The following is a 6,756-nucleotide window of genomic DNA, read 5'->3' as shown; positions in this document are numbered from 1 at the left end:
ACGCCATCGTCATCGTCACGCCGCAGTACAACCGCAGCTTCCCGGCGACCATCAAGAACGCGATCGACTACCTCTACGCCGAGTGGCAGGACAAGCCGGTCGCGGTCGTCGGCTACGGCTTCGGCGGTGCCGGTGACGCGCAGGCCGACCTCACCAAGGTCCTCACCCACCTGCGCGCTGACGTCGTCGGCTCGACCGGCCTGACCTTCGGTGCCGACCTCGCGGTCGACGGCACGATGGACGCGAACGTGGGGAAGGCCGGTGTGGTCCGCGAGCTCCTCGACCAGCTGCACGGCAAGGTCCTCGACCTCGACGCCGTCACCGCCGGCTGACCGATTGGGGCGCGGGCGCCACGGGGAGTAGGTTCACGGGTCATGGGACTGTTCGGACGTGAGCGCATCGAGGCCAAGACGCGTGAGCAGGTGCTGCTCATGCGCACCGCCGGGCTCCTCGTCGGGCGCACCCTCGAGCTCATGCGCGAGTCCGTCCGTCCCGGCATGACGACCAAGGAGCTCGACGCCCTCGCCGAGGCGCACATCCGCGACCACGGCGGGGTGCCGAGCTTCCTCGGCTACCACGGCTTCACCGGCACGCTCTGCACCTCGGTCAACGAGGAGATCGTCCACGGCATCCCGGGGTCGCGCGTGCTCGAGGAGGGCGACCTGCTCTCCATCGACTGCGGCGCCATCGTCGAGGGCTGGCACGGCGACGCGGCGATCTCCGTCATCGTCGGCGGCCGCGAGGCCGGTCGCCCCGAGGACCTCGAGCTCATCGACGACACCGAGGCGTCGATGTGGGCCGGCATCGCGGCCCTTCAGGTGGGGGAGAGCCTGTATGCCGTGGGCGCCGCTGTCGAGGACAGCGTCACCGCAGCGGGGGAGCGGCGTGGTCGTGAGTACGGCATCGTCGAGGACTACGTCGGCCACGGCATCGGCACCTCGATGCACATGGACCCGAACGTCCCGAACTACCGCGTCAGCGGCAAGGGCCCCAAGGTCGTCGACGCCACGACGGTCGCCATCGAGCCCATGGTGACTCTCGGCGACCAGGCCAACCGGGTCCTCGACGACGACTGGACGATCGTCACCAACGACGGCCAGCGCGCCGCTCACTGGGAGAACACCGTCGCCGCGACCGCGGACGGGCTCTGGGTCCTCACCGCCGTCGACGGCGGTGAGGCGAAGCTGCGCGAGCTCGGAGCGGCATACGCACCGCTGGCCTGACGGGGGTATATACTCGGTCATATAAGCAGCGGGTGCAGAGGAGTGGCGCATGGCAGTGACAAGCGTTGACTTGGACCCGGCCCTGATCGAGCGAGCCAGAGCGCTCACCGGCGAGCCGAGCAATCGAGCGGTGCTCGACCTCGCGCTCCGTCGGCTGATTGCCTCGAAGCAGAAGGGGGTCATGATCGACGGCATCCTGGAGCTGACCGATCTGCCCGACGAGCTGGGCGCACCGGTCGTGCCGCCCACGAGTGGGTCGTGACCGACTACCTCGTCGACAACTCGGTGTGGGCGCGGGCCATTGCTGGCGACGAAGGCATGGTCGGTCGCCTCCGGAGCATCGAGCGTTCTCCTGCTGACCTGTTCGTCACCTGCCCCCCGCAGGTGCTCGAGTTCTGCCACAGCGCCCGCACGCCGCAGGAGTTCGACCTCTACAGGGAACGGATCTCTTTGGGGTTTCCTCTTGAGCGCGCGCCCGAAGAGTCGCTGGTGCTGGACATTCAGGGTGCCCTGAGGTCGGCGGGGTTGGTGCGCGCGGCCGGCCCGCAGGACATCCTCATCGCGGGCTACGCCATCGTCAACGACGCCACCGTCCTTGCCGCCGACCGCGACTTCGACCACATCGCCCGCGTCTGCGACCTTCAGCAGGAGTACGTCCCGCCGACCAGGTGATGTTGCCCCGCGGCAGGAATGCTGCGGTGTCAGGGCGGTGCTTGAATGAGGTATGAAGCGCATCGGCTTTCTCTCCTTCGGGCACTGGAACCCGCACCCCCAGTCGGCGGTTCGCACTGCCTCGGACGTGCTGCTCCAGTCCATCGACCTCGCGGTGGCCGCCGAGGAGGCGGGCGCGGACGGCGCCTACTTCCGCGTCCACCACTTCGCCCAGCAGCTCGCCTCGCCGTTCCCGCTGCTCGCGGCGGCGGGTGCAAAGACGAGCCGGATCGAGCTCGGCACCGGGGTCATCGACATGCGCTACGAGAACCCGCTCTACATGGCTGAGGACGCCGGCGCCGCCGACCTCATCGCCGGTGGACGGCTCCAGCTCGGCATCAGCCGGGGATCGCCCGAGCAGGTCATCGAGGGCTACCGCTACTTCGGGCACGACCCGCGCGACGGTGAGTCGGATGCGGACATGGCGCGCCGGCATACGGCGCAGTTCCTCGAGGTCATCGAGGGTGAGGGCTTCGCGAAGCCGAGTCCACGGCCGATGTTCCCCAACCCGCCCGGCCTGCTGCGCGTCGAGCCACACTCGCCAGGATTGCGGGACCGCATCTGGTGGGGCGCCGGCACGCGCGCGACCGCCGAGTGGACCGCGCAGCAGGGGATGAACCTCATGAGCTCGACACTGCTCACCGAGGACACCGGTGTGCCGTTCCACCAGCTGCAGGCCGAGCAGATCCAGGTCTTCCGCGACGGGTGGCGCGAGGCCGGGTGGGAGCGCGAGCCGCGGGTGTCGGTGAGCCGCAGCATCTTCCCGCTCGTCACCGCGCAGGACCACGCGAACTTCGGCGCCGACCGGGCGAGCAGCGACCAGGTCGGAATGATCGACGGGTCCGTCGCGCGCTTCGGCAAGACGTATGCCGCGGAGCCGGACGAGCTCGTGCGTCAGCTCGCCGAGGACGAGGCGATCGCGGCCGCGGACACGCTGCTGCTGACGATCCCGAACCTGCTCGGGGTGGACTACAACGCGCAGCTGTTGCGGAGTCTGCTCACCGAGGTGGCCCCGGCCCTCGGCTGGCGCGACTGAGGGCGCGGCGCCCCGGGGCGCTGGTCCGGGGGTGGTCGCGGAGTCGGGTTGTGGCTGCTGCCGGTGGCGTTGAGGCAGCCACAACCCGACACCGAACGTCTGAACGCGGGTCAGGCCTTGGCGTCGGCCATGAGCGTGGCCGCGCGCCGCACGACGGCCGGATGCTGCGCGGCGATGTTGCGGGTCTCTCCGGGGTCGTTGGCGAGCTTGAAGAGCTGGGTGCCGTTCGACCACGGGGTCCGGACGGCCTTCCATTGGCCGAACCGCACCGACTCGCGGAAGCCGCCCTCCGGGCTGCTCACGTAGATGTAGGGCCGGTCGATGTCGGTACCCCTGGTGAGGGTGCCGTACCAGGAACGTCCGTCGAGACCCGCCGGTGTGGGGGCCCCGGCGACGTCCGCGCACGTGGGCAGCAGGTCCCAGATCCCGGTCGGGGTGTCGATGACCGAGCCGGCCGCAGGCGTCGAGTCGGTCCGCATCGACGGCGGCACCAGCGCGATCATAGGGACCCGGATACCGCCCTCGTAGACGTCGCGCTTTTGTCCGCGGAAGGGTCCGTTGCTGTCGAAGAACTCGACGTCGTGTGTCGTCGTGCTGCCGACCCAGGGGTAGTCGCCCTCCTTGTGGGGGCCGTTGTCGCTCGTGAAGATGACGAGGGTGTTGTCGAGTGTGCCCTGCCGGCGAAGGGTGTCGAGGAGGCGACCCACCTGGGCGTCGAGCCAGGTGACCTGCGCAGCGTGCATGCGCTCGCCCTCGGGCCACGGCTGGCCGGAGTAGGGCGCGTCCGTGGGGTGCGCGTTCGGCGCGTGGGGCGTGGTGTACGAGGCGAACAGGAAGAACGGCTGGTCGCTCGAGTCGTCCTCGAGGAACGAGACACACTCGTCGGTGAAGATCGTGCCGGAGTAGGTGACGTCGGCCGAGGCGTTCTCGGGGTACTCGACCCGCTCGCTGTTGCGCCACAGGTAGGTCGGCCAGTAGTCGTGGGCGTGCTGGTTGGTGAGGTAGCCCATGAAGTGGTCGAAGCCGTGCAGGTTCGGGTGGCTGGGGCTGTCGCCGCTGTCCGGTCCGAATCCCCACTTGCCGATGCACGCCGTGCGGTAGCCGGCGTCCTGGAGGACCTCTCCGACGGTGACGTCCGACGGGACGAGTCCGGTGATGGCCTGGGTGTTCTGGGTGATGCGCGCGTGCCCGGTGTGGTAGCCGGTGAGGAGCGAGAACCGGGTCGGCGCGCACGTCGGGTTGGCATAGGAGTCGGTGAAGCGCATTCCGTCCGCGGCGAGTTGGTCCAGCACCGGGGTGCGGATGGTGCGCTGTCCGTAGCTCCCGAGCTCGCCCCAGCCGAGGTCGTCGGCGAGGACGAAGAGGATGTTCGGGCGGGTGCCGGACGTGGCGGCGGGGGAGCCGGTCGCGGCTCGTGCCTGGGGGAGGGCGCCGAGGCCGGCGAGCGCGGCGGCCGCTCCGGCCAGCACTCCGCGGCGGCCGATGGACGAGGTGGGGGTCGACGAGGTCGTCGGGTGTGCCGCGGGGTGCGGCTGCTGCGTGCGTGTCTCCATTGACGTCGTACGTGGCGATTCCATGCTCTCCACGATAGGTCGATCCGCGATTTTCTGCACGACTGCAAGAAATTCGTGGATGCCGCTCCGTCCCTCCGGATGGGAGCTCGCTGACGCCCCTAACCTGCTCCGGGGTGGATTGACGCGCGGCTGTTGCGGAGCCTGCTCGCCGAGGTTGCCCCCTCGGCTGGCGCGGCTGACGGGACCCGCGCCCCGGCGCTCACGGTCCTGAGAGTCGGGTTGTGGCGGCCTCCGAGTGAGGCGAGGCAGCCATAACCCGACACTGAGCACTGCACCAAAGCCCTGATAGACTAAGTTCATGACTAAGTCTGTTGGTCGAACGAGGGTGGGCGTCCATGAGGCCAAGACGCACCTCTCACGCATCATCGAAGCGGCTGAGAGGGGAACCGAGACGGTGATTGAACGGCGGGGGGTGCCGGTGGCGGTGGTCGTCCCGTTCGGCGACCGCTCGCCGCGCTTCGGTCAGGGTGGGCCGATCGTCGTGCACGAGGACTTCGACGAGCTGCCTGCGGAGTTTGCCGATGTCTTCGGGGCCGAACGTTGAGGGTCCTGTTCGACACCAGCGCCTTCCTCATCGCGCACAGCGACCCTGATCGGCTCGGCCCACACCTCGAGGTCGTGAGTCGTCCCGACACCGAGCGGCTGGTGCCCGCGGTGGTGCCGTGGGAAATCACCATCAAGTACGACCTGGGCAAATTGGAGCTGCCGACGCCACCGCAGCAGTGGTTTCCCGCGATGATGGCCGCCGGGGCCATGCGTCCGGTGCCCATCGAGCCGGACCACGTCCTGGCGCTGGGTGACCTGCCGCCCGTCCACCGCGACCCGTTCGACCGGCTGATCATCACCATGGCCCGGGCGCTGGACGTACCGGTCCTCACAAGCGACCGCGTCTTTACCGACTATCCGGTCGAGGTTCTGCTCCTGAGTTGACTCAGCATCCATTCCGAGGGGCGCGCGTGTTGATCGGTCGTTCACCGTGAGGGCCCCAAAGGTATGTTTGCGATCATTCGCTTGGGGGCTACGTTTTTTGTGCGGGGGCGAAATCGTCGTCTCCGACGATACGAAAGTGCAGTGGAAAATGAAGCACATCAGCAGGGGGGTAGTGTCGCTTGTCGTTGCCTGCCTCACCATCCTCAGCGGCGGGCACGCGTTCGCCGCACCGAAGGACGACCTCGGAACGGTCCTCACGAAGGCCGGCGTCGCCGCGCCGACGGGAGCGCTCACAGTCTCAGGCAACACCGTCGACGCCGACGGTCTGGCCATCACCATTCGCAGCGCCAAGGGCGGCAAGACCGTTGGCGCCCGCAAGACGTGGTCCGACGAGGGCGTGACGCACGTCGGTCAGCGCGTCGGCGAAGGGACAACCCAACTCCTCAGTGTTCTGCAGTCGCCGTCGAGCCCGAAGCGGATCTCGTACGACTTCCCGGGCAAGGAGCTCCAGCTGCTGCCCGACGGTTCGGTCGCGGTCGTGGACCCGGCAGGTGAGGGCAACCTCGTCGCCAACATCGAGAAGCCGTGGGCCAAGGACGCCACCGGCAAGGCCGTCGAGACGCGCTACGAGGTCAAGGGCAGCAGCCTGACCCAGGTCGTCGCGACCACGGGACAGACCGCCTTCCCCGTCGTTGCCGACCCCATCATCACGGTCGGCTGGGGTCTGTACCTCAACCTCTACGGCTATCAGCTCAAGGGGCTCGCATCAGCCATCACTGCGCTCGGTGGTGTCGGGGCCTGGGCTACCTGCAATGGCTTCGTGAAACTGCCCATTGCCTATGCGAGGATCGCCAAGGTGATCTGTGGGGCTATGCCGTCCGTCAACCTTGGGGGTGTACTCGCGGCGGTCGTCTATATCGTCAAGACCAAGGCGATCTCGAACTGGACGTGCTACCAGAGCCGGATTACCCCTCCACGCACGGGATTCACAGCCGTGAATGCCAAGAACTGCGCCTAGGGTTCATGAAGTGAGAGCCATTCGAGTGACAGACTTCATAGTGCTGATTGCCAGCACGGCCGGTGTCGTCTGCTTGTTCCTGAAGGGTCATGTGCTCGCCGGGTTCGTCTTTGGGGTGGCCACCATGGCCGCATGGAATCTGGTACTTCGTCCTCGATTGATGCAGAGGCGCGGCGACTCATCTGGCAATGCGGCAAGGGAGCCCAAGGACTTGCGATATGTCCGGCGCTCCTAGGGTGTGAGTGATCAGCTGTCGCACCGGCG

Annotated in this window: 9 protein-coding genes; 8 read left to right on the top strand and 1 reads right to left on the bottom strand. The window is 68.0% G+C overall.

From position 1 onward, the window contains the following. From BCF74_RS06250 to BCF74_RS06230, 5 genes are all read left to right on the top strand, one after another. The coding region (locus tag BCF74_RS06250) for an NADPH-dependent FMN reductase (protein WP_146132886.1) at positions 1-332 on the top strand (332 nt) is incomplete at its 5' end. 42 nt (positions 333-374) lie between these two features. Continuing rightward, a complete protein-coding gene (gene map / locus BCF74_RS06245) occupies positions 375-1,223 on the top strand; it encodes a type I methionyl aminopeptidase (protein WP_106297092.1) in 849 nt (282 codons plus the stop codon). Positions 1,224-1,272: 49 nt separating this feature from the next. Further along, positions 1,273-1,485 carry a type II toxin-antitoxin system VapB family antitoxin gene (locus BCF74_RS06240; protein ID WP_106297091.1) on the top strand — a complete coding sequence of 71 codons (213 nt, stop codon included), beginning with the start codon at positions 1,273-1,275 and terminating at the stop codon, positions 1,483-1,485. Further along, complete coding sequence (locus BCF74_RS06235) at positions 1,482-1,895, top strand: PIN domain-containing protein (protein ID WP_106297090.1); 414 nt, start codon at positions 1,482-1,484, stop codon at positions 1,893-1,895. The genes BCF74_RS06240 and BCF74_RS06235 overlap by 4 nt, the downstream gene beginning before the upstream one ends. A gap of 52 nt (positions 1,896-1,947) precedes the next feature. After that, the gene (locus BCF74_RS06230; protein ID WP_106297089.1) at positions 1,948-2,970 is read left to right on the top strand and encodes an LLM class flavin-dependent oxidoreductase; all 1,023 of its coding nucleotides are present in this window, start codon (positions 1,948-1,950) and stop codon (positions 2,968-2,970) included. A 110-nt stretch (positions 2,971-3,080) separates the two neighbouring features. On the opposite strand, the gene BCF74_RS06225 is transcribed toward BCF74_RS06230, so the two are convergent. Further along, positions 3,081-4,547, bottom strand: coding sequence for an arylsulfatase (locus BCF74_RS06225; protein WP_170070151.1), 1,467 nt, complete (start codon positions 4,545-4,547; stop codon positions 3,081-3,083). A gap of 322 nt (positions 4,548-4,869) precedes the next feature. On the opposite strand from BCF74_RS06225, the gene BCF74_RS06220 reads away from it, so the two are divergent. The 3 genes from BCF74_RS06220 to BCF74_RS06210 all read left to right on the top strand — a co-directional run bounded on the left by BCF74_RS06220 (position 4,870) and on the right by BCF74_RS06210 (position 6,492). Continuing rightward, positions 4,870-5,088: a type II toxin-antitoxin system Phd/YefM family antitoxin gene (locus tag BCF74_RS06220; protein WP_218279205.1), complete on the top strand. Its 219-nt coding sequence runs from the start codon at positions 4,870-4,872 to the stop codon at positions 5,086-5,088. Continuing rightward, the gene (locus BCF74_RS06215) at positions 5,085-5,474 is read left to right on the top strand and encodes a type II toxin-antitoxin system VapC family toxin (protein ID WP_106297087.1); all 390 of its coding nucleotides are present in this window, start codon (positions 5,085-5,087) and stop codon (positions 5,472-5,474) included. Before BCF74_RS06220 ends, BCF74_RS06215 begins: the two co-directional genes overlap by 4 nt. A gap of 67 nt (positions 5,475-5,541) precedes the next feature. Continuing rightward, positions 5,542-6,492 carry a hypothetical protein gene (locus tag BCF74_RS06210; protein WP_146132885.1) on the top strand — a complete coding sequence of 317 codons (951 nt, stop codon included), beginning with the start codon at positions 5,542-5,544 and terminating at the stop codon, positions 6,490-6,492. Positions 6,493-6,756: the final 264 nt, after the last annotated feature.

The sequence above is a fragment of the Knoellia remsis genome, assembly GCF_003002895.1.
Taxonomy (GTDB): domain Bacteria; phylum Actinomycetota; class Actinomycetes; order Actinomycetales; family Dermatophilaceae; genus Knoellia; species Knoellia remsis.
The sequence above is the reverse complement of the archived record's forward strand: the minus strand, read 5'-3'. Positions and strand labels throughout refer to the sequence as shown.